We start from the raw sequence: 21,838 nt of genomic DNA on the forward strand, positions 1-21,838 counted from the left end.
AATATACGCAATTTTTGAATACAGAAATAATAGAACTTATTAATTTTCAACTGTTTCCAAAATTCTAAAATTGCTTTTTGGCGCTTCACAAAGAGAACAGCAATACGTTTCAGGAAGATTTTCAAACAAAAGACCTTTTGGAATTCCCTGAGTTTCGTCTCCGTATTCTGAATTATAAAGCGTTAAGCATTCCTGACATTGGTAAATATCCTGTTGTGGTTTTTCTTTTTTCTGTTGTTTTTTGGTGGTTTCAGATGTTGTATTTCCTAGTTCTTCAAAATATTTTCGGCTTAACTCAATTAAAATAGTTGGTAGTTCGAGCTTATCTATATCTTGTGAATGCACGATATATTCGCGAGTATTTGGATCGAAATTCTTTGCGAACAATACATTATAAGTATCTCTGATTTTTATGGATTCTAAAGCTGTTGGGAGTTCATTTTTTTCGATGATAATGGAAGTAAAATAATGCCCGTCGCGATTGTATTCTGAAATTCCGAAATTCAATCCGTACGTACTAATATCAAATTGATCTAATGTTCTAACTAGAAAAGTTTTTAGATTTAAAGCCCATTCCATGGCAACGGGTAAATGCCAATTTAATTCTAATAGTGAATGGCGGACATTGATGCCGCGTTTTCCTAGGAATTTTTCCCATTCTAGTTTTCGGTCTTTCGGGATTCCTTTTATAATGAAAGATTTCCAAGGCGTAATACAGATTTTCCCGATTTTGCATTCAAAACACAAATCACACATTTCTTTCAGGAAATCCAAATCGTATAAATTGTTTCTCCAGTACAATCCCAGCCAATATTGATCAATTCCCATTCTGTTCATTCCTTCGTAATACGGAAATGGGTAAAAGGGAATATTCAACGGTTTGTCAATTGTTCTGTTGTTGGTGTCTAAAGCTTCACTAACCAAAGTGAAAAGCAGTTCGATATCAATTGCATCTTCTTCGGAAATTTTTTCGATTTCGTAATAAATCTTAGCTAAATCCCAACTGTAAATTAAAACAGGATAAACTTCTATTTTTTCCCATTTTGGAAGACGAATGTATAAATACCAATAATCTTCGTGTTCTGAAGCAATGAAATTCAAATGTCCTGTAAACAAAGGAACCAATTGCTGCTTCGGATCGGTTATATTAACTTTTAGTTTTGGCTGTTCTTTAAATTCTTCTAAAACATATAAAAAACGGTTTCCTGTAAGCCAATTTGTATTTCTAAAAATATCAGTCGAAACATAAGAAGAAACAATATTGTTGCCGCTTTTTTGATCGGGATAAACAAAATGATGTTTTCCTAAAGTGGTTTTATCCAAAGATTTAAATCCTTTAGGAAAAATAATATCTTGTCTAGAACCAAACGAAATCGAATCTAGACCTTCTTCCAAAGCGATATTCACAACTTCCCTAAGTTCTCCTGGCGAAATAACGCCTCCTTTTACTATTAATCTTGTTAGTTCCATTTTTGTTTCTTTGTTTCAGGTTTCAAGTTGCTTTACTTTGAACATAAATTTTACCGCAAAGTTCGCAAAGGTTTTTCGCAAAGTTTCGCAAAGTTTTTTTATTTTATAATAAGTTGCCAAAGTTCACAAAGCTTTGGGTAAAGATTTTAGCGCATAGCTTTGCGAACTTTTTTCGATAGAAAACAATTAAGCAGAGAATATTATTCTTTGCGAAACTTTGCGAAAAACCTTTGCGAACTTTGCGTTTAGATCAACACAACATAACATAACATAACATAACATAACATAACAAAAGCAACTAAACCTTGCACTTCGCCAATATCTCCTTTACTTCCGTTTTGCAGCTTCCGCATCCTAAACCTGCTCCTGTATTTTTGCATAAATCCGTAAAATCACTTACACCGCTTTTAATCGTTTCTTCGATGTTTCCAGCTCCAACTTGACTGCACGAACAGACTAGTTTTCCTAAAACTGGTTTTGCGTTTGAACTTCCTCTCAAAAGCGTATTTCGTTTGTCTGATAATTCGATTTTGCTTTCTATCATGGTTTTAAATTCAGCAAACTCGTTTTTATCGCCCATTAAAATCGCTCCAACTAAAAGATCATCTTTTACAATGCATTTTTTGTAATAGCGTTTTTTCAAATCGGCAAAAACAATTTCTTCGTAGGAATCATCATTTTCTGGAATGTTAAGATCACCAATACTGCAAAGATTAATGTCTTCTAATTTTAAAATATTCATTAAAATCGAGCCTTTGTAATAACTGCTAATATCGCCCGCAAGGAAGTTAGCCAGAATATCAGCTTGTTCTTCGGCGGCAGAAGTGATTCCGAATAACTTATTATCAAATTCTGCTATTTCTCCAATCGCAAAAATATCAGGATTTGAAGTTTGTAAATACTGATTTACCTTTACACCGCGTCCGCAGGCTAAACCGCTTTCGCGAGCAATTTCGATATTCGGAATAGTTCCAATCGTGTACACAATTGCATTTGCCGTAATGATTTTTCCGCTCTTTAAAGCAATTTCAATTTCATTCGGATTATCGGTTTCAAAAACAGTACTGACTTCATTATCAAAATAAATCTGAATGTCACGCAATTGTACTTCTTCTGCCAATAATTTGCTTGAAATTAGATCCAATTGACGCTCCATTAAACGTGAAGCACGCTGAACAATTGTAGTTTTTACTTTTTTATGCTTTAAAGCCGCAGCCAATTCTAAACCTAGCAACCCACCGCCAATAATGACAACATGCTGTTCTTCTGGCGGAAGATTGGTATTGTCTAAGTGTTTTTTCAAACGGTCGGCATCTTCTTTTCTTCTAACGGTAAAACGTCCAGCAAGATGAAGCTGTGCATTTTCTGGAATAAACGGGCGGCTTCCTGTTGCTAAAATCAAAGAATCGAAAGTGTGAATTTCGCCCTGACTGTCAACAATTGTTTTTTGTTTTGAATCTAATTTTTCAATTGCAACGCCGGCTTTCATGGTAATTTTCAGTTTATTGAAAGCTTCGCCATCTTTAACTTTTAAAAGCTGATCCCAACTGAATTCCCCAGTCATATATTCGGGAAGCAAAACACGATTGTAAAACGGATTTACTTCATTGGAAAAAACAATAATTTCATCAGTTGAATTGAATTCGCGATAGTTTTGAATGAATCGGAAAGAAGCCGCTCCAGCACCAACAATGGCAATTTTCTGAAATGGTTTTACGTATTTTTTAATCGAAACGGTTGTGAACTTAAAATCAGGTTCTTTTGAAATTGGATCGACAACGTTGTTCGTTAAATTATTCGTTCTATTCAAATCATTTTCAAGCTGTTTTCCCCAATGCATCGGCAGAAAAACGACCTTTTCTTTGATCGAATCGGTTACTTTTGCTTTTACGCGAACTTCTCCGTTTTTGCTTGAAACCACCACAATATCTCCATTTTTAATATCGTTTTTAAAAGCATCAATCGGATTTATTTCTAAAACAGGACTTGGAATATGCGTTAACAAACGAGAGACTTTTCCCGTCTTTGTCATCGTATGCCATTGGTCGCGAATTCTTCCTGTGGTTAAAATAAAGGGGAATTCGTCGTTAGGCTGTACCGAAGTATTTTCGATTGAAACGGGAAGATTAAAAATCGCTTTTCCAGAAGGCGTATAGAATTTTTTATCGGTAAACAATCGTGGAGTTCCCGGATGATTATAATCTGGAACGGGCCACTGAAAAGTTCCTTCGGTTTTTAAACGATTATAATTTAAAAATGAAATATCAATATTCGTGTTTTTGGTAAGTGCACAATGTTCTTTGTAAACTTCTTCGGCGCTGTTGAAATTGAATCCGTTGAAATTCATTTTTTTAGCAAAGCGAATTAAGATTTCAATGTCTGGAAGTGCCTCTCCAGGCGCATTGATTCCTTTTGGCAGATATGAAATACGACGTTCCGAATTGGTCATCGTTCCTTCTTTTTCTAACCAACCAGCAGCAGGCAATAGTAAATCGGCAAATTTGGCTGTATCAGCATTATGCGAAATATCTTGAACAACTACGAATTTTGCGTTTTGCAGCGCTTTTTCGGCTCTTCTAGAATCAGGTAAACTCACTAATGGATTGGTGCAGATAATCCAAACGGCTTTCATTTTTCCAGATTCTAAGGCTTCAAACATTTCTGTTGCCGTTAAACCCGGTTTGTCCGAAATCTCGTCAACGCCCCAAAAATCAGCTACTTCTTTACGATGCGTTGGGTTTGCAATGTCTTTGTGTGCAGCCAAAAGTGTTGCCATTCCGCCAACCTCTCTTCCGCCCATTGCGTTGGGCTGACCTGTTAATGAAAATGGCCCAGAACCTGGTTTCCCAACTTGTCCAGTTAACAAAGATAAATTCAGCAATGCCGTATTTTTATCAACGCCAACAGCACTTTGGTTTAATCCCATTGCCCAAAGCGAAATAAAACCTTTTGCTTTTCCTATAATATCGGCGGCAAGTTTAATGTCGTTTACAGAAATTCCGCAAAGTTTAGATGCTTTTTCAAGAGAAGTTCCTAAAACAAGGTCTTTATATTGTTTAAAATTTTCGGCGTGATTTTTTACGAAATCATGATCGACGTGACCTTTTTCGATAATGCGTTTGGCAATGGCATGATATAAAATAATATCTGAACCTGGAATAATCTGCAAATGTAAATTGGCAAAAGCAGCTGTATCGGTTCTTCTAGGATCGATACAAATTATTTTGGTTTTCGGATTTTTCTCTTTGTGTTTTTCTAATCTTCTAAAAAGAATAGGGTGGCACCAAGCAGGATTTGCTCCTGTAATTAAAAAAGTGTCCGCTAACTCAATATCATCATAAGCAATTGGAACAGAGTCTTCTCCAAAAGTTTTTTTATAACCCACAACCGCAGAGCTCATACAAAGTCTGGAGTTGGTGTCTATATTGTTGGTTTTTAGAAACCCTTTTACAAGTTTATTGACTAAATAATATTCCTCAGTTAGACATTGTCCAGAAATATAAAATCCAACACTATCTGGTCCATGTTTTTTTATGATAGAAGAAAAAACTGCAGCAGCTCGGTCAAGAGCCGTATCCCAACTTACGCGTTCCAGCGGATAGGATTTACTTCCTCGCATTTCTGGATACAAAATTCTGTCAGAGGTATCATTAACTACGTAATGCAAGTTCATCCCTTTAGAACACAGCATTCCTTTGTTTACAGGATGATCTTTGTCGCCTTCTACCATTACTCCATTTTTTGCATCGTTGGTCACAATTATACCACAGCCAACGCCACAGTAGGAACAGGTAGTTTTGATCTTCGTAGTTTGCATTAGAGTTCTATTTAGATATACTATTTTTATTGATTGATCTGACTTTAGAAAAGTACTTACGCAAAAATAAGTATTTTTACGTATTAATACGTATTTTTTAGATTTATTTTTTTAATTTTGGTAAAAATAAATGAGGAACAACAAATTAGTTTTTAATGTGCTAAAATTTAGGACTCATGAAAGAAGAGCAAACCGATTGTTATTCCTGCGTCAATGAAAATTGTTTTATCAAGAAACATCTGCATTTAGAACAGATGGCAGGTTATGTTTCTAAAAAGCAAAGTATTACCTGTAAAAAAACAGATCAGTTTATTACAGAAGGTGCACCGTTGCAAGGTCTTTATTTTATTTGTAAAGGAAAAGCTAAAACAGTAAAAACTGGAATTAACGGTCGTGAACAAATTGTTCGTTTAACCGCAAATGGTGATATTATTGGTTTCCGTGGATTTGGAACGAGTAAACGTTATTTAATTGGTGCTTATGCGCTGGAAGATACGGTTCTGTGTAACTTCAGCAACGAAACTATGCAGGAAATTTTACAGCAAGTTCCTGAATTTACCTATGCTTTAATGTTGTTTTATGCCGAAGAATTGAACAAAAGTGAAAACAATATCCGCAAGATTGCACACATGAATGTTCGCGAACGTGTAATTGATTTGTTGCTTTATATTCATCGCAAATTCGGACAAACGAATGGTTTGATTGATATTGAGCTTTCGCGAAAAGAAATTGCCGATTTTGCAGGAACTACAGAAGAACAAGCAATACGTATTTTATCAAGCCTTAAAAAAGAATCATTGATTAAAACGGAAGGAAAGCGTGTTGGGATTTTAGAAGTTTCAGAGTTAAGATCTGAAATTATGGAGCATAAGTATTTTTAAGGTTCTAAGTTGCTAAGATTCTAAGATGCTAAGATTCTAAGATGCTAAGGTTTGTTGCTGTAAAAATTTTGATTTTTTTTGTAGAGACGCACTGCTGTGCGTCTTTAGCGCATGCGTCTCTACGTCGAGTGTAATTTATTTTTTTCTTCCCACAAATCGAATTACAGAACCAGTTCCGTTATGGAATAAGCCTTCGTTTAGTTCAATTTCTTTTTCTTCTAATTCAATGATTTCATAATTAGGGAAATCAGCTTTGATTTCTTCGATTGAAAAGAGAGATTCAATGTCTTTTGGTCCGCCAACTTTTTCGTTTTTGGTAACGTATTCTAAATGCTTTTTACTGAAAGCTTCAAAAATGATAAAACCATCTTTTCGTAAAAGTTTGTCAAGTTGTTTATGAATTTCAGATTTTATCGCAGCTGGAAAATGTGCATAGATTAAAGCAATCGCATCAAATTGTCCCTCTTGAAAATCTAAAGTTTCCAATTCGCCAACTTGATAATCAAGCGAAACATTATTATTTCCTCCTAAACGAAGCGCTTTGTTTCTGCCTTCTTCGCTAATATCAAAAGCAGAAACTTCCCAGCCTAATTTCGCTGCAAAAATGGCATTTCTTCCTTCGCCTTCAGCAGGAAAAAGAATCGTCCCGGTTTTTAGTTTTTCAATTTGTTCTTTAAGGTAATTGTTGGGTTCTTCGCCGTATGCGAATTCTTCGGTTTTATAACGGTCGTCCCAACGCTGAGTCCAAGTGTTGTTCATAGTTTATATATTGAATTTAACGATTAAAGGTTTGTGGTCGCTGTACAAAGTCCAGTCTTTATAAGAACCAACTTCGACACTTTCTAAAACTTCCATAAAATCATTTGAAGCAAAGCAATAATCAAGATGATAGGGTTTGTTTTCATGACGATACAAATACCAAGTCGGATGCTCTTCTTTGCCTTGAATCTGATTGAAGTATTTATGATAGGTGCTGAAAATATTCTTTTCGGCCAATTTATTTACAACTGTTGTATGATTTCCTTCTCGACGCGGCTTGTCCCAAATAGAATTGCTGTTGAAATCGCCAATTAGTATGGTTTTAGTTTCTTTGATTAAATCTTCGTAGTAATTAATTGCTTTCCAGATCTGAGTTACATAAGCACCCTCTTTATCTGTTGGATTATTGGCCCAAATAGCAAATAGAGTAAAGTCAATTTTTCCGCCTGTTACGGCAATTGGAAGAATGTTTTTGAAAGTTGGATTATGGCATTCTAACAATTGAAATCTATAATCTCCAAACGAAAAAATGCCAATTCCTTTATTAGGATTTGCGCCATACCAAAGAATATCCGAAGGTAATTTTATGCCATCTGGAAATTTGAGTTTTTCAGGACTTTCACACTCAGAAATTACAGCAATATCAGGATTCAAAGCTTGAATATATTGAGCTTTTTTTCTGAATGCCATGTTGCAATTCCAAGCGATGAGTTTCATTTTTAAATGAGTATTAGTAAGCTTGTTTAATGGGAATGAACTGAAAAATCGCGAAAACCTACTCTAAGCAATCTCGCTTCATTATTTTTTAACACAAATCCCATTTCAATTTCACAATCTTTTTTTGAACCTAATTCAATTTTTGTAGATACAATTTCAATTGAATCTTTTCCATTAAATTCATCACCATAATCTTTGGGTATTTGAAGTTTTTCTTTCACTGATATTATTACCTTTTCCTTATTTGGAAAACCATGTTTTTTTAAAGCATTGAAAATTTGTATGGATAAGGTGTCTAATTCATTTTTATATTTTTCTCTTGTTTCTTTTCTTCCAACATATTCCTCACGAACAAGTTTATATTTTTGTTTGGAAATCGCCTCAAGAATAATTATCGATTTTTCAATTGGATTATCTGTTTTTTGAATTTTATCTGAGCATCCAATTAAAAAGAGAAGTAATAAAATTGAGATGTTTTTCATTTATTTTAAATATAATTAGATTTAAAATTTAATCCAAATATACCCAAATAAAACTCAAAAAAATACCCTTTTCCGAAAACTGAAAAAGGGTAAGATATACTATACTTTAAGTAATGCTTTTATGAAACTAACCAACAAATTTAGTTTCGCCACTATTTACATCAATTTCAGCAAAATTATGTTTTCCGATCACGATAAGCAGTTTGTCTGAATTATAACCAACATATCTAATTTCAGGTTCTCCTTTTTTTGGTTTTCCGCAAACAGAAATTACATTGGTTTGCCATTTCAATTTGCTTCTTTTGTAAGCAGAAATGGTTTGTAAATCATTCTCAACATAATAAACAATGTTGTTTTTTTTGATTCCTCTTTTTTGCGTTTTGGCAAAATTTATTTCAGAGTTTTTAGAAATTAAGGCATCATTGTACTTTTGAGCAATGCCTGTTTGCGTGACAATAAAAGTCACCAGTGACAATTTTAGAAATGGTTTCATTAGGATAGAATTGGGGGTTCATAATCGCTTCAAATATAAATAATTAAAACAAATAATGAAGTTTTTGAGGAGGAAAAAAAATCCCTTTTTCCGAAATGGGAAAAAGGGATTTTTTATGAGTTAATTTTAAAGAAAAATTATTTTTTCCAGCTAAAAATTCTTGGATTCACAGAAACCATTAACCATGCCCAATTGTTGGTATGGCCAGCATCTCCCGTTTTAATAAATTCCATCGTTTTAGATCCGAACATTTGAGAATAACCTCCTGTAACTGTAATATCTTTTTTGAAATTATACCCAAAAGTTGCATCAATCTCAGTTCCTAAATAAGAATCCATTTTTTCGTTAAGAGGAACATTCACTACATCCGCTGCAGATAAAAACACGTGCGGAATCAAAGCAAATTGCCACTTGTTTACATTGTAATTCAATTTGATAAAAATATCTTGTAAACCAACATTTTTCAAATGATTTCCAACATAAAAGTAATCCATGTAACCATTAAATCCGTGGTTGGTTCCAAAAATTGGGTTAAAAGACTTAATTACTGTGCTTCCATCATTTGAATCTTTACCAGATAAAAATTCATATCCTAAACCAGCTTTAAACGAATCAGTTATACTGTAATTAATGTTTGCGGCAGCATTCCAGGCACTAACTTGCTGATCGGTGCTTTTTCCAGTTTGACCATACAACCAAAAACTGGTATCAATTTTATCTTTTTTATAAGTTAAGTAAGGACCAAAAGTTTGCATGTAATCTACCAGAATTTTGCTCTCTGGAGTATTTGGATTACGAGTAAATTCGTAACCTGTATTGAGTACTAAAAAGCTTGCGCCTAATTTTTCGCTAAATTGGTTATGATACCAAGCATATTGCATTGCTTTATAATTGGCCACAGTATAAGGAGTTTGTACAACATTCTCTGCTGTTGAATTGTAAGCACCTCCAAAATCTAATTTTTGAGTTTCGTCATGAAAAGAAACCGTTAACGCATCGTGGCTTTGGCCTTGCTGTGCCCAATCCATTTCACCAAGAATACGCTGATTATCATAAGAAAGAACCTGACGTCCCATTCTGGCACTCCATTTTTCAGTGAAATTATATTGCGCCCAAGCTTCAAAAACAGCGACTCCATTTTTATCAGCAACTGTAGCAGGAGCAACATCTCCCCATGTTCTTGTGTTTTGGAAAGTTAATTTTAAAATTAAATCGTCTTGTTTGAAATTAATGTTTAGACGAGAACGCTGTGAAATTTGAGAAGTTCCTTTTTGTCCTTCTTGTAAAAGTTGCTTGTAACCGTTACGATATTCAAAACGCGGTCTAATTTGAAGATTTACATCTAATTCTTGGGCTTGTATTTCAAAACTTAATCCTACGATAAGTATTAAAATTAGTTTAAGTTTTTTCATAAAATTCTTGTATTTATATCGGAGGTAAATTTATAAGAAAATGCCGTCATAAACTATGATTAAGATCATATTTCTAATTTTTTTTTAATCTAAGTCTAATATGCAGGCTCTAATTTTGCGTTACTTACTTTAACTTCTTTTTTCTTAGATAGTTGTGTAATAGTGTAATGCATCCACACTAAGCAGACCGTTGAAAAGATTAAAATAAAAATCCATGAACTTGACCAGATTCCGGTTGCAGTTAATAAATATCCAAAGATAATTGGTCCAAAGAATCCGCCTAAACCGCCAATCATTCCAACCATTCCGCCTACAACTCCAACTTCATTTGGGAAGTATTCTGGAATATGTTTGTAAACCGCCGCTTTTCCAATTCCCCAAGAAATTCCAATTAGAATTACTAAAATTAAAAACACCCACATATTGGCGTCAAATTTAATAACGGTTACTCCTTTAGCTATCAGTTCTTTTTTAGCTACACTTTGATTATTTGTGACTACAACATCTTGCCAGCTTGTAGAAGTTGGAAAAATAGCATTTTCATTACCATTGGCTGTTTTTTGCGCAATTGGATATTCTTTATCTCCAATTTTTACGGTTTTGTCGCTGATTACGTTTACAACGCCTTTTTTTGCCGCTAAGATTCCAGGGCCAGAAGTTGTAATTTCCATTTTAGGAATCGACAATAAAGCACTCAAAATTACCGAAGAGCCCAAAACCCAATACATTACTTTTCTAGCTCCGAATTTATCAGATAAATAGCCTCCCAAAGCTCTGATTACTCCAGATGGTAAACTAAACATTGTTGCAAACATTCCTCCCATAACCAAACTCGTTTGGTAAACATTCATGAAATTTGGCAATAACCATTGAGAATAAGCTACAAAACAACCGAAAACTAAGAAGTAGTAGGCTCCAAAACGCCAAACTCTTTGTGATTTTAGGGGGGTAAGCATTTGTGAAATAGTTTTATTGTTGCTTTCTATTTTTTTGTTTTGAGCAAAAATTAAAAAAGCAACACCAATTACGACCAATGAAATAGCGTAAATAATAGGAAGAACTTTCCAGCCATTTTGCGGATCATCAATAGAGAAATGGTTTAATAGAGAGGGAGCTAAAAAAGTGGTAATTGCTGCGCCTGCATTTCCCATTCCGAATATTCCCAAAGCGCGTCCTTGCCATTCTTTTGGATACCAGATAGACGTGTAGCCAATTCCGACTGCAAAACTGGTTCCGACCATTCCGAAGAAGAAACTAAGTACGGCAAACATGAAAAAACTGTCGGCGTAGGGAAGGAGGAATAACGGAATTGAGCTTAGAAGGAGTAAAAGCGAAAAAACATACTTTCCGCCAAATTTATCGGTTAAAATTCCAATTGGAAGACGCATGATTGAACCTGTTAAAATTGGAATGCCCAAAAGCCATCCAACTTGTATAACATCCCAATGGAAAATTCCGTTATCGACTAAGAAGGTTACCAGAACCCCGTTTAATGTCCAGCAGGCAAAACACACTGTAAATGCCAGTGTGTTCAAAAATAAAATTTTGTGTGATTGCGATAGTGAGTTTGTATTTTTCATAGCACTTATATTTTTATGTAAAAATAAGTACTATAACTTAGTTAAAACCTGCTAAAACGCAGTTTTTGAAAAATAATTACGTATTTATACGTATTTTTAAATTAAGGAATACTCAGCCGCTTTGTTTGAAAGCTCCATTAGGTTTTTTACTTTCAGTTTTTTCATTAAGTTGAAACGGTGCACTTCGGCAGTTCTTTTACTGATGTCAAGCGCTTCAGCGATTTCTTTATTTCCTTTTCCCGATAAAAGAAGCGTCAAGATTTCTTTTTCTCTTTTTGTAATCATCATTTCTTCACCCAAGCTTTGCTTAGGTTCTAAAGATGGTGATGAATTAGTGAGTTGACTGATTAAAATGGAAGAAATATCACCGCTGAAATATTTGCCTCCAACAGCAACACTGTGCAAAGCTTTTAGGAATTCTTCTTTACTAGAACCTTTCAATAGATAACCATCGGCACCAGCTTTTATCGATTTCAACACATATTCTTCTGATTCATGCATAGAAAGCATGATGATTTTTACGTTGTTATTCTCACTTCTAAGTTTTTCTACTACCTCGATACCAGTTAAGTTAGGCATGCGAATATCTACTATAAGTAAATCTGGTTGCGTTACGGCAACTACTTCCAGAGCATCTGCACCATCGATTGCTTCGCCTACAACCTCAATGTTTGCTTCATTTTCCAGTAAGGATTTGATTCCGTCTCTAACAAAAACATGGTCATCTGCCAGTACTACTCGAATGATATTGCTCATAGTTTACTTAATTTTGATTCTCGATTTTTACGTATATTCATCTAAAAAGAAGATGCTAATATACGTACTTTTTTTAAAAGTAAATTCCAATATTAAAATTTCTAATGTTGGAAATTCTAAATTTGATTGGATGGTCAACTTTCTCAAAGTTTTCTAAACATAAAGTTTGTCATTCTGAGGAACGAAGAATCACACGCGGGATTCTACAAAGTTTGACGATTCAGATTGTTATTTTTTTGCACGCAGATTCCGCAGATTTAAGCAAATTTTTTTGTTCTAAAACGGTTAAATGATTTTCAAATATTGTGGATTTAGATTGCGGAGTTTCTAGTGTGATCCTTCGTTCCTCAGGAGAACAAAAAATGCTGGAAAGATCTTGTGTTAAACTTAGATCATCTTTTGAAAAACAACTGCCCGCGATAGGGATAGAAGCAAGCTACCGAAGTAGCGCGGATAGCCCGACAGCATCCCGATAAGAGGGCGAATAAACACAAAGTAATTTTGGCCCTCTTGTCGGGATGGTGGCTCGCCCATAATAATTAGATAATGTGGTAATTTGATAATTAGATAATGTTTTGAAATACTTTATATATTGTGGAATTATCTAATTATCAAATTTTCGAATTGACACATTACCAAATTATTTAAGAATAGGAATATTGAACGTAATTCTCGTTCCTTCGCCTAGAATAGAGTTCATGAAAACACGTCCGTTAATGTATTGGATTCTTTCTTTCATGAATAAAAGTCCCATTCCAGATTCGCTGTTGCGTTTTTTGTCAACTGAATTCACGTCGAAACCTTTTCCGTTATCGTCAACGATGATGCTTAAAAGTGTTTCGCTGTGCGAAAGCTGCACAATAATATGTGACGATTCAGCATATTTAATGGCGTTGTTGATCGCTTCCTGTGTGAGACGGTAAATGTTGATTTCGATTAAGGAATCTAAACGCTGGTCAAAATCGGTTTTGTTGTAAAACAGGATTTCTTTTCCGGTTAGTTTTGAAAGTTCTTGAGTGAGTTTTGCTAAAGAAGAAACGATTCCGTGATCGCTTAATTCTGGTGGCATTAAGTTGAAAGTTGCCGTGCGGACACCTTTTATAATGTCTAGTGAAAGTTTCTTTAAATATTCAATTTTTTGCTCTGATTTTTCCCTGTCATCAAGATTGATGCTTTCTAAGCTGAATTTTAAACCCGTAAGCATTTGCCCGATTCCGTCGTGAATTTCTTTGGCGATTCGGTTTTGTTCGTTTTCCTGATTTTCAACGATTTTGCTCGAAATGATCTTTTGCTGATTGATTTTTTCGGTTGTATTTTCAAGGTTTAAGCGTTCTACTTCGCGCTGTGCTTTTTTGCGTTCGGTGATGTTGAAACAAACAATCAAAAGTTCCAGTTCGTCTTTTTTGATCATTACGGGAACCATCGACAAATCGAGCCAGATTTCTTTTTCGTCTTTATTTATAATTTTGATTTCGCCTTGCCAGCCGCTACGCTGTTTTTCGAAAATTAAACGGTCAAAATTAACCTGTTCTTTTTCGTCTTCAGTCAGTACTTCGGAGAATTTTTTGTTAGATGAAAATTTGGTATAATTTAAAAGTTTTGCGAATTTTTCTCCAATATGAATGATCGAACCATCAGGTGAAATTCGGCAATACAATAAAGTATTTTCCATCGCATAATTGAGCGATTTTAATTCTTTTACCGAATTTTCTTTGATTTCACTAATGATTTCGGTGTCGTATGCGAGTTTTAAAGCTTTCTTTTCAGAAGATAAAAGTTGGGCAATTAACCTTTCGATTTTCTTATTTGTTGGTTTGAAAATGAAGAAGAATTCCAGAAGCAGAACAAGTAATGTAAAACCAAAAATCCAATATTCGATTCGGCGTTGCTCGGTTACTTTTTCATGTGCTTCAAGATCGTATTGCGTTACAATCTGATTCATTTTTGAAAGGAAAATGTCTTCGTTTTCCAAAATAATCTGAACCAATTTTTGATTTTCAGAAGCCGATTTTTTCTGTTGTAAATGCAATAGAAAAGAATCTGTAGTTTGTGCAATTTTATTGAAAATCGGATTGATTTCAAGATATAATTTGTTTAGCGTTTCGCTTTTTTCTTTTGGAAAACCTAAACTATCATTTCCGTTCTCAAGTGCAGTTTGATTTTTCTTCCAAAGCTCTAGAACTTCTTTTAAATGCAAAGTTTTTTTGGCTGTAGCCGAATCAGAAACGTAATGTAAAATGAGGACTTCTTTTACAATTTTCTGGCTTAGCATTCTTTGTTTACCAGAAAAATTGATAATCTTAGAATCGCTTAACTGCTGATTCAGATTGTATTGAACCAGAAATTGACTTATAATTATAGTTAAGGCAATAGTAAGAAGCGCAAAAAAATACAGACGGCGTAAATTTTTGAAAGTGATTTTTTCTGCAGCTTCCTGATTGCTTTTTTTCATTCGAAGAAAATATTTGTCTTTCTGTAGGAAAATGGAATTCGCTTTAGCTCATTTCATTTCATTTCATATCTTTTTTATAATCCTAAAGAAGCTTTGATTAGGTTTAAATTTTCTTCAGAATAATTTATTTTTAAAGCTTCCTGATGTCCTTTGTCCGACATTTTATCCCAGGTTTTTTTGATGATATTTTTTAGCTTTTCTTCATCATGTTTGTGGACGAAAGGTTCTAAATAATATTCTAAAAATACCAAACAAATTATATCTTCTAACAATTGGGTTTCTGCATCTTTTTTAAGTAGTTTTTTTTCAATTAAGAAAGAAACACGATCGATGAAAGTCTGATCGTAACCTGCTTTTTGAAGAATTTCAGCAGTAGTTTTTGCGTGGAATTTTTTCAATTCTTCTCTCCATTTCAAATAACCAACACGATCCATTGGGTAGGATTCTCGGGCTACTTTCCATCGGCAGATGTGTTGTGCCTTTGAAGCGATCTGAATTTCTTCTGACGCATTCGGTTCAAATTGCATCAGTTTTTCGTACATCCTGTTTGAATACAATAATTCTTTTGGATATTCGGTGTTTTGGTCTAATTCGATGTTTGGATCTTGAGCGTTTTCAGCGTCAATCCATTGGCTTGCTTTTTGAAAAGGTGTAGTCATTTTTTGGTTTGATAATAGAATTTCAAAGATACGGAATTAGTAAATACGTGAAATGTGAAATGTGATTAGTAAAAAGTGAAAAATGAGAATAGACCTTTCAGTACTAAAATTCATTTAACATCTTACTTTTAACATATCACAATTTTTCTAATCTACAAATCCAACAAAAACTTCATCTTCAACAATCTTAATCGGATAAGTGGCAATCCTGTATTCTTCGCCGTTTAAATTTGAACCGTCAACAAGAGAAAAAGTCTTTTTATGCATTGGACAAGCGATTTTAGGAATATCATCTGCAGATCCTGTCATTCCTCTTGAAAGCACCATTTCCATTTTGTGCGGACAAGCATTTTGACAAGCGTACCATTCGTTGCGACGCGTAAAATTAAAAATAGCAATTTGTTTGTTTTTGTATTTGATACAGCCTCCTCGGTTACTTGGAAAATCTTCTACTTTACCAGCTTTGAACCAAATTGTTGCATCGTTTGCGTGAACTGTTTCGTATTGATTTAAGATTTCTTCCATTTTGATTGAGTTTTGTGTTCCTGTTTCTTAGCCCTCTTTTTACAATCAAGAGAGATTTGATGGCGCAGTAAAAAAGAGGGTAAGAAGGACAGCAAACGTTAAATGATTTTTTTTTCTTTTTTTTTGGAGCTTTATTGTGTTTTGCCACAAAGACGCTAAGTTTTTTCTTTAAGCTTTTGTAATTTGACTTTGCGTCTTTGCGTCTTTGCGAGATTAAAAAAATTTTTACGACCAAGCTTTTGGCATTTTTTGATCTCTTAACGGAACAAAAGCGATGTTATCGTCTTTCTCGTCTGAGTTCACAAAATGATTGAAGCGTTTTAATAATCTTGGTTTTTCCAGCACTTGTTTCCATTCGCATTCGAAAGTGTTTACTAAAGTCTGCATTTCGGCTTCAAGCGTTTCACAAATTCCTAAACTGTCTTCGATGATTACTTGTTTTAGATAGTCTAAACCTCCGTCCAGTTTTTCTAACCAAGTTGAAGTTCTAATAAGCGGACCAGCAGTGCGTATGTAATACATTAAGAAACGATCCATGTATTTGATTACGGTTTCTTTGTCGATTTTTTCAGCCAATAAAACGGCATGTTTTGGATTCGCGCCACCATTTCCTGCGATGTATAAATTCCATCCGCCTTCAACAGCGATTAATCCGAAATCTTTTCCGCGGGCTTCGGCGCATTCGCGAATGCAGGCAGAAACACCACCTTTTAATTTATGCGGAGAACGAATTCCTTTATATCTGTTTTCTAGCTCGATGGCAAATCCAGCGCTGTCGTCCATTCCGTAACGGCACCAAGCATTTCCAACACAGCTTTTTACAGCACGAAGCGATTTTCCGTAAGCGTGACCGCTTTCAAAACCATTTTCAATTAAGATTTTCCAAATTTTTGGCAAATCACTTAAATGTGCGCCAAATAAGTCGACTCTTTGCGCTCCCGTAATTTTAGTGTACAAATCGAATTGTTTTGCCACTTCTCCAATTACGATTAATTTTTCGGCTGTAATTTCACCTCCCGCAACTCTTGGAACAACAGAATACGTTCCGTTTCTTTGAATATTGGCTAAAAATCTATCGTTTGTATCTTGAGTAGTAACGTGTTTATTTGCCGTATCATTATAAATACTAGAAAAGATAGAAGCGACAACAGGTTTGCAAATTTCACAACCATCACCTTTTCCATGATGATCCAGAACATCATAAAAATTCTCATATTTATTGATTTTTACCAAATCGAATAATTCCTGACGTGTATAACTGAAATGCTCGCAGATAACTTCTTTTACTTCTTTTCCTAAAGACTTTTGAGTGGCTTTTACCAAATCTGAAACCATTGGTTTACAGCCTCCACAACCAGAAGTTGCTTTTGTTGCCTTCACTACATCGGAAAGTGTAGCACAAGATTCGTCTAGAATTTTACAGCAAATAGCACCTTTTGTTACGTTTTCGCAAGAACAGATTACAGCTGTATCTGGCAAATCCATTACACTTCCCAAAGAAGAACCTTCAGAGCCATCGCGAGAACCTAAAATCAAATCTTCTGGATTTTTAGGTAATGCCATTTCGTTAATATAAATCTGAAAAAGTGAATTGTAATCGCTAGAATCTCCAACTAAAATTCCACCTAAAAGCTTTTTAGAATCCTTTGTAACGTTGATTCTTTTATAAACGCCGCTTAATTTATTTTCATAAATAATAGCTGTAACGTCATTATTTTCAACAAAAGGATCACCAAAACTCGCAACTTCAACACCAATTAATTTCAATTGTGTTGACATATCGATGGTTTCTCTCATGGTTTTATCACCATTTAAGATTTGCTCTGCAGCTACATCTGCCATTTCGTAGCCTGGAGCAACAAGCCCGTAAATGTTTTGATTGTACAAAGCCGCTTCGCCAATTGCAAAAATAGAAGGATCTGATGTTCGCATTTGATTGTTTACCACAATTCCGCCTCTCACGCCAACTTCAAGTCCTGAAACTCTGGCCAGTTCGTCGCGAGGTTTAATTCCGGCCGATATAACCAACATGTCTACTTTTAACAATTCGTCGTTTGCAAACATCATTCCTGTTATACTTTCCTTTCCGTCAATATATTGCGTTGCTTTGTTGAGATGAATTCCGATGTTTAATTCTTCTATTTTTGATTGAAGCATATCACTTGCGCCTTGATCCAATTGTCTCGGCATCAAACGCGGCGCAAATTCCACCACATGCGGATTCAATCCTAAATCTCGAACGGCTTTTGCTGCCTCTAATCCTAATAAACCGCCACCTAAAACGGCTGCTTCAGTTGCACCTTTTTGTTTTATTTTTTTGGCGTAGATCATAATAGCATCCAAATCTTCGATGGTTCTGTAAACAAAAACACCTTCTTTTTCTACCCCTTCGATTGGCGGTACAAAAGCCGAAGAACCAGTAGCCAAAACTAAGTAATCGTACGTATGTGTTTTGCCTAAATGCGTATGGATTGTTTTTACATCGCGATTAATATCTGTAATTAATTCAGATGTGTTTAGAATAATATTGTTTTCAGCGTACCATTGGCTTGTTGAAAGGGAGAGATCGTCTGCCGTTTTTCCTCCAAAGTATTCACTTAAGTGAACGCGATCGTAGGCGCGTCTTGGTTCTTCTCCAAATACTGTGATTTGATACTTTTCTTGTCCTGATTTTGCAACAAACTTTTCGCAAAATTTATAACCAACCATGCCGTTTCCAACTACTATTACTCTAATCATGATTTCTTTAATTAAGTATTACTACGCAAATATAAGTATTTGTACTTATAAAAATACGTAAATAAAATATTTTTTAAGTCATAAGTAAGTTTTGTTTGCTACGTATTTTATCTTAATCTTTTACGTACTGTGGGTTTTGAATGATTTGTTCCTTACTTAGTTTTTTTAAATTTGAAAAGATTCTAAATAAGCGTTTCAGAAAAATGTCGTAAATTCATAAGAATTTTACAGGTGTTTTATAAAAAGAATATTTTTTAAACTAAGATCTTATGAAAAAAATACTTTCAATATTGTTATTAGCAGCTTTAATAATCGGCTGTAAAACGACTGCAAACAAAGAATCTGGCACAACATCTTCTGTAAGTTCTACAGAAGAAGATTTAAAATATTATTTTAAAGGAACTGGAAATGAGCCATTTTGGGGAATCAAAATGGGGAATGAAGAAATCGTTTTTACATCATTAATTCCTGGCAAGGAAAAAATCACTTTTCCCGCAGTTGATGCAATTAGGGCTATGGATGCCAATGTGAAAATGTATAAGGTGAGTAATGAAAATACTTCGGCAACAATTACGATTCAGCAATTGGATTGTCAGGATTCTATGTCTGGAGCAATTTCACCTTATAGTGTAAAGGTTGAAATCAAAAATAATTCGGAATTAGAAATAAAGAAGCTCAGCGGTTGCGGAAAATATCTTACCGATTATAGACTTCATGATATTTGGGTTTTGGAAGAATTGAATGGATATAAAGTTTTTGCAACCGACTTTCAAAAGGAATTTCCAAGACTTGAAATTAATTCTGCAGAAAATAGATTCTCTGGCTTTGGAGGTTGTAATTCGATAACGGGACAAATCTTTTTTGAAAAAGATGTTTTGCGTTTCACTAAAGTGATTTCAACTTTAATGGCTTGTCCGCAAGGAAATAAAGAAGGTGAGTTTTTAAAAGCATTGCAAAGCACAACAACATATTCTATTGGAAATAATCAATTGACTTTGTCGAATCCTTCTGCGAAATTGGCTGTTTTTAAGAAGGTAGATTAGAGTTTTAAAATGTCGTATTGTATCTAAAAAAAAACCTATTCGGCTCTTGTTTATATTAGCAGTAAAATATTTTTGTAGAATAAAACTTACAATATTTATTTTACATGAAAAGGATTTTAATGTTATTAATTGCAATGGTGTTAGTTTGCAGTTGTAAATCGACTAAAGAAACGAAAACAATCAATTCTAGTAGTGAAGGCTTAGTTGAAAAGAAATTACAGCAAACTTGGATTTTGGAAAACTTAAACGGGAAAGTTGTTACTGATAAAGATTTTTCAAGTTCTCCGAAAATTATAATTACGCCATCTGCATTTTTTGGATCGACAGGATGTAATGCTGTAAAGGGTAATTTAGTTTCAAAAGGTGATGGGAAAATTCAATTTTTAAATTACACAACAGAAACTAAGAAGTGTGATGCAAAAAAAGAAGGTGAGTTCGCGCAGTTGTTAAAAACAACATCAGGTTATTCTATTAAGGATAATAAACTTTTCCTTTCAAATCAATTTGGACTAACAATGTCTTTCAAAAAGGGTTAATTAAAAAAGAAAGGCTTTGATGTTACTATCAAAGCCTTTTTTATTTTGATAAAAATATTGTTACTCAAACAATTCCTTAGGATCTTCTTCATTTTCTGATTCTTCTTCAATAAAATCCAATTCCAAAGCTCTTACGCTTTGAACCGCATTTCCAGCAATACCACGAATTGAACCGTACATTCCTAAAGTATTATGAACTACTTTTTCGATTTGTTTTTCGCGCTGTTTCCAGATTCTCTGCATGGCTCTTTTTTCAGAATCCAGATCGCTTTGCATTTGAGTAAAACCTTCTACAATTCCTTCAATCTGCAAGCGAAATTCGTTGCTTGTAAGGAAATCATATAACATAGACATTTTATCGCCTTTATTTTCCTGTGCCTGAACCGCTTGATTGATCTGAATTAAAGATTGGCGCAACACAGCACTTAAACCTTTGAATTCTTCATAAGTACAAATCCAGATTCCGTCGCGCATTCCCATTCGGTCCATTCCCGAGGGCATAACTTCAGTAACCAAAACACCAATATTGGCTCTTTTAGTTCTAATATCGTTTTTAAATTTCTCGATCCAAGAAGTTTGAAACGCTTTTGTTCTTTTACTTTCGTAATAAATAGAACCGCAATTTTGATGTTCTCTTGTGTTTACAACTTGAAGACAATCGGCACCGTTTGCACCTTTCTTAATTTCATCAATGCTATCAAGAGGGAAGTTGTTGGCAAGCCATTCTTCAATCGCTAATTCCATTACTTCGCCCTGCAATTGCATAGAACCTTGTTCTTGCTTACGTTTCATTTCTTCAGTCAGCTTTTTTTGTTCTTCAAGCTGTTTCTGAAGTTCTTTGAATTTTAATTCGTTTTTATCGTCTTCTTGTTTTCTGATTTTTTCGCGTTCCAGAGTCAATTGAACATTCAATTGTTTTTCGGCTTCGGCCTGAATAGCATCTTTCATTTCCAGTTTTTCGCGCTGTAATTTGGCGATTTCACCTTCCATTTTATTTAATTCCCTGATTTTTTCTGATTTTTCAGAGAGTTCTTTTTCCATCAGTAACAAACGATCTTTGTTTTCTTCCTCAAGTTTCGCTTTTAGTTTTTCTGAAATTTCTTTTTCAGCCGTTTTTTTCTCGCGTTCCAAACGTTCAGCAAAAAGTTCGTTTTCCTGTTTTTTCTTCGCTTCAAATTCGGACTTCGCTTTTTCCAATTGTTCGTTTTTAAGCTCTAATTCACGGTTTTGAACATTTGCTTTTTGCTGGAATTCTTTACGGATGCTGTCTTCCAACTGATGTTTTAAAACATCATTGACATCGATAGGAGTTCCGCAGTTTGGACACTGAATTGAAGATTGCTCGGCCATTATATATTGAAATTTTATTGTAGAATTTGAATTTGCTAAGATATTTAAAAGTTCTCTTTTTGTGGTGTGGATTTCTGTACTAAATTGTAACGATTTTTTGTTATAGCTACAAGGACGCTAAGACACAAAGTTTCTTATGATTTAATCTCGCAAAGTCGCAGAGGCGC

At 34.4% G+C, this 21,838-nt stretch carries 17 protein-coding genes; 3 read left to right on the forward strand and 14 right to left on the reverse strand.

Going from position 1 to position 21,838, the window contains the following annotated elements:
- Positions 1-39: 39 nt before the first annotated feature.
- Entirely contained in the window at positions 40-1,470 is a 1,431-nt protein-coding gene (locus BSF41_RS15710) for a rubredoxin (RefSeq protein WP_095930456.1), read from the reverse strand.
- Positions 1,471-1,768: 298 nt separating this feature from the next.
- Positions 1,769-5,287 (reverse strand): nitrate reductase, encoded by a 3,519-nt coding sequence (locus BSF41_RS15715; protein ID WP_095930457.1) that lies wholly within the window; start codon positions 5,285-5,287, stop codon positions 1,769-1,771.
- A 176-nt stretch (positions 5,288-5,463) separates the two neighbouring features.
- On the opposite strand from BSF41_RS15715, the gene BSF41_RS15720 reads away from it, so the two are divergent.
- Positions 5,464-6,168: a Crp/Fnr family transcriptional regulator gene (locus BSF41_RS15720; protein ID WP_095930458.1), complete on the forward strand. Its 705-nt coding sequence runs from the start codon at positions 5,464-5,466 to the stop codon at positions 6,166-6,168.
- Positions 6,169-6,303: 135 nt separating this feature from the next.
- Here the strand turns inward: BSF41_RS15720 and BSF41_RS15725 are convergent, their stop codons facing one another.
- The 11 genes from BSF41_RS15725 to nirB form a co-directional block, all read right to left on the reverse strand.
- The gene (locus BSF41_RS15725) at positions 6,304-6,927 is read right to left on the reverse strand and encodes a bifunctional 2-polyprenyl-6-hydroxyphenol methylase/3-demethylubiquinol 3-O-methyltransferase UbiG (protein ID WP_095930459.1); all 624 of its coding nucleotides are present in this window, start codon (positions 6,925-6,927) and stop codon (positions 6,304-6,306) included.
- Positions 6,928-6,930: 3 nt separating this feature from the next.
- On the reverse strand, positions 6,931-7,644 hold the full coding sequence (locus BSF41_RS15730; RefSeq protein WP_095930460.1) for an endonuclease/exonuclease/phosphatase family protein: 714 nt from the start codon (positions 7,642-7,644) through the stop codon (positions 6,931-6,933).
- A gap of 26 nt (positions 7,645-7,670) precedes the next feature.
- Entirely contained in the window at positions 7,671-8,126 is a 456-nt protein-coding gene (locus BSF41_RS15735) for a hypothetical protein (protein ID WP_095930461.1), read from the reverse strand.
- Positions 8,127-8,253: 127 nt separating this feature from the next.
- Entirely contained in the window at positions 8,254-8,619 is a 366-nt protein-coding gene (locus BSF41_RS15740) for a hypothetical protein (RefSeq protein ID WP_095930462.1), read from the reverse strand.
- A 137-nt stretch (positions 8,620-8,756) separates the two neighbouring features.
- Positions 8,757-10,031, reverse strand: coding sequence for an alginate export family protein (locus tag BSF41_RS15745; protein ID WP_095930463.1), 1,275 nt, complete (start codon positions 10,029-10,031; stop codon positions 8,757-8,759).
- A gap of 95 nt (positions 10,032-10,126) precedes the next feature.
- Positions 10,127-11,611 carry a nitrate/nitrite transporter gene (locus BSF41_RS15750; RefSeq protein ID WP_095930464.1) on the reverse strand — a complete coding sequence of 495 codons (1,485 nt, stop codon included), beginning with the start codon at positions 11,609-11,611 and terminating at the stop codon, positions 10,127-10,129.
- 96 nt (positions 11,612-11,707) lie between these two features.
- Complete coding sequence (locus BSF41_RS15755; protein ID WP_095930465.1) at positions 11,708-12,367, reverse strand: response regulator transcription factor; 660 nt, start codon at positions 12,365-12,367, stop codon at positions 11,708-11,710.
- Between the two features lie 640 nt (positions 12,368-13,007).
- On the reverse strand, positions 13,008-14,819 hold the full coding sequence (locus tag BSF41_RS15765; protein WP_095930467.1) for an ATP-binding protein: 1,812 nt from the start codon (positions 14,817-14,819) through the stop codon (positions 13,008-13,010).
- A gap of 74 nt (positions 14,820-14,893) precedes the next feature.
- Positions 14,894-15,478 carry a DUF4202 domain-containing protein gene (locus BSF41_RS15770; protein WP_095930468.1) on the reverse strand — a complete coding sequence of 195 codons (585 nt, stop codon included), beginning with the start codon at positions 15,476-15,478 and terminating at the stop codon, positions 14,894-14,896.
- 147 nt (positions 15,479-15,625) lie between these two features.
- The gene (gene nirD / locus BSF41_RS15775) at positions 15,626-16,003 is read right to left on the reverse strand and encodes a nitrite reductase small subunit NirD (protein ID WP_095930469.1); all 378 of its coding nucleotides are present in this window, start codon (positions 16,001-16,003) and stop codon (positions 15,626-15,628) included.
- Positions 16,004-16,228: 225 nt separating this feature from the next.
- Positions 16,229-18,742 carry a nitrite reductase large subunit NirB gene (gene nirB, locus BSF41_RS15780; protein ID WP_095930470.1) on the reverse strand — a complete coding sequence of 838 codons (2,514 nt, stop codon included), beginning with the start codon at positions 18,740-18,742 and terminating at the stop codon, positions 16,229-16,231.
- Positions 18,743-19,011: 269 nt separating this feature from the next.
- Here nirB and BSF41_RS15785 point away from each other — a divergent pair, with 269 nt between their 5' ends.
- Positions 19,012-19,785 (forward strand): META domain-containing protein, encoded by a 774-nt coding sequence (locus tag BSF41_RS15785; RefSeq protein ID WP_095930471.1) that lies wholly within the window; start codon positions 19,012-19,014, stop codon positions 19,783-19,785.
- 104 nt (positions 19,786-19,889) lie between these two features.
- The gene (locus BSF41_RS15790; RefSeq protein ID WP_095930472.1) at positions 19,890-20,321 is read left to right on the forward strand and encodes an META domain-containing protein; all 432 of its coding nucleotides are present in this window, start codon (positions 19,890-19,892) and stop codon (positions 20,319-20,321) included.
- A gap of 60 nt (positions 20,322-20,381) precedes the next feature.
- Here BSF41_RS15790 and BSF41_RS15795 read toward each other — a convergent pair whose 3' ends face one another.
- Positions 20,382-21,671 (reverse strand): DUF2130 domain-containing protein, encoded by a 1,290-nt coding sequence (locus tag BSF41_RS15795; RefSeq protein ID WP_095930473.1) that lies wholly within the window; start codon positions 21,669-21,671, stop codon positions 20,382-20,384.
- Between the last annotated feature and the right edge of the window lie 167 nt (positions 21,672-21,838).

Source organism: Flavobacterium sp. ACN2, from assembly GCF_002303885.1.
Classification (GTDB): Bacteria; Bacteroidota; Bacteroidia; order Flavobacteriales; family Flavobacteriaceae; genus Flavobacterium.